Source organism: Rhizobacter sp. P3_B12 (assembly GCF_056402895.1).
The window spans coordinates 1-1883 of record NZ_JBFUGN010001109.1; the positions used below are offsets into that span (position 1 = coordinate 1).

At 68.9% G+C, this 1883-nt stretch carries 3 protein-coding genes; 2 read left to right on the plus strand and 1 reads right to left on the minus strand.

Annotated elements, in window-relative coordinates; all coding sequences use genetic code 11:
- Positions 1-746 (minus strand): NnrS family protein (locus AC1D01_RS32665; RefSeq protein ID WP_477873648.1); only part of this gene is annotated, 746 nt, incomplete at its 3' end.
- A 128-nt stretch (positions 747-874) separates the two neighbouring features.
- On the opposite strand from AC1D01_RS32665, the gene AC1D01_RS32670 reads away from it, so the two are divergent.
- Complete coding sequence (locus AC1D01_RS32670; RefSeq protein WP_477873649.1) at positions 875-1396, plus strand: RrF2 family transcriptional regulator; 522 nt, start codon at positions 875-877, stop codon at positions 1394-1396.
- Between the two features lie 104 nt (positions 1397-1500).
- Positions 1501-1860: a hypothetical protein gene (locus tag AC1D01_RS32675; protein ID WP_477873650.1), complete on the plus strand. Its 360-nt coding sequence runs from the start codon at positions 1501-1503 to the stop codon at positions 1858-1860.
- Positions 1861-1883: the final 23 nt, after the last annotated feature.

Sequence of the window (1883 nt, forward strand, 5' to 3'; positions counted from 1 at the left end):
GTCTCGCCCGCCACCCACAGCGCCAGCCCGCCGACGGTGGCGACCAGCGCGATGCGGTCGCGCAGCGGCGAGGCCCTCAGTTGCAGCCCGGGCGTCGCGTTCATCGTGAAGGCCGGGATCACGCGGCCGCCCATCACCGTCTCCAGCACGACGATGAGGGCCAGGCCGGCGTGCAGCGGCGCCATCGCATCGAACGCCAGCGCACCGCTGGCCGCGAGGTGGAAGCCGAGGTTCGCGAGGCCCAGCAGCGCGAGCAGCACGGCGATGCCGGCATTGCGCAGGTTGCGCGAGCGGATCACCAGGTCGGCGAACAGCGCGGCCACCAGCGGCAGCAGGGTCACGTCGAGCAGGAAGAACATCGGGTAGGGCGCCCACAGCCCGGCCACGCGCGCGACCAGCCACAGCGCGGCCAGCGCGCCGAGCAGGCCGCCGCGCGGCGTCGGCAGTTGCGTCCACAGGCGGCCGGCGGTGAGCAGGAAGCCGATCACCACCGCGCTGACGACGCCGAAGATCATCTCGTGCGCATGCCACAGCGCGGGGGCGAGCGTGCCGGGCAGCGCGAGGCGGCCAGTGAAGACGAAGAACCAGGCCGCCATCAGCGCGACCGCACCCGTCGCGGCCGCCAGGTAGAACGGGCGGAAGCCCAGCCTCAGCAGCGGCCACCCGCGAGGCGCCGGTGGCTTCGCCCGCGGCGACGGGACGGCGACGCGGATGGGACGGAACGAGGAGGCGGCGGGCGTGGACATGGTGGGCGTTTATTGATGTATTTAATCTGCATCTTAAATCCGGCAGGCCCGCCATGGCAAGAAAGAAGGCATGCCACTTTGTCCCACCCCAAAGTAAACTCCGGCATGCTTGTTTGCTGGAGCGTCCTGTGCGCCTGACCGTCTACACCGACTACACGCTGCGCGTGATGATGTACCTCGCGGTGGCGTGGCCGACGGGTCGTGTCGCGACCATCGACGAGATGGCCGGCGCGTACGACATCTCGCGCAACCACCTGACCAAGATCGTCCACGAGCTCGGCCTGAACGGTTTCATCGCGACGACGCGGGGCCGTGCCGGCGGTGCGATGCTGGCCCGCCCGCCGAACGAGATCTCGATCGGCGACATCGTGCGCATGGCCGAGAAGGACTTCGCGGTGGTCGCGTGCCACGACAGTGCGGTGCCGCACGGCTGCCGGATCTACGCGGCCTGCAACCTGAAGCGCGTGCTGGCCCGTGCGGTCGACGCCTTCATGGCCGAACTCGACGCGATGACGCTGCAGGACGCGATCACCGTGCCGACGGTGGCCGCCTCGCTGCTGGGCATGGGCGCGCAAGATCGGCCGGTGCGGGTGATGCGTTCGCGGCCACCGGTCGCGAAGAAGGCGCCGCGGAGCGCCCGAAGTTCGTAGCCCGGATGCGAATCCGGGAGCGGCCTCCGGATGGGCATCCGGGCTCTCGGTGATCCATCGGGCGTACCTGGTGCGGGAAGGTCAAACTCGCCGAGAATGCCGGCGTGATCGTCTACCTCATCCTCGCCGCCGCTGGAGTTGCCTTCAGCCTTGCCGTGCTTGCAGCGATCGTCTGGGCATTGACCCGACCGAGTGATCGCATCCAGATGGCCGGCCTCTGCCTCTTCGGCTGCATTGCCCTGTATGGCGCCGGGGCCGTGCAGCTCCACGATGCCGACGCCATGCTGGGCATCCTGGCGGGTGCGTATGCCTTGGTGCTGTATGGCGTGCTTGCCGCCTTCGCCGTCTTCCAGCAGCGCTGGGCATGGAAGGCCACCAAAGGGAACGCGCCAGGTCATGACGGGATTCACCGCGTGAGGGGAGTGGGTGAAGCCGCCCTCATGAAGCGCAAGTCGCCTGCATGACTTACCTCGGTGTCCTGCTGATG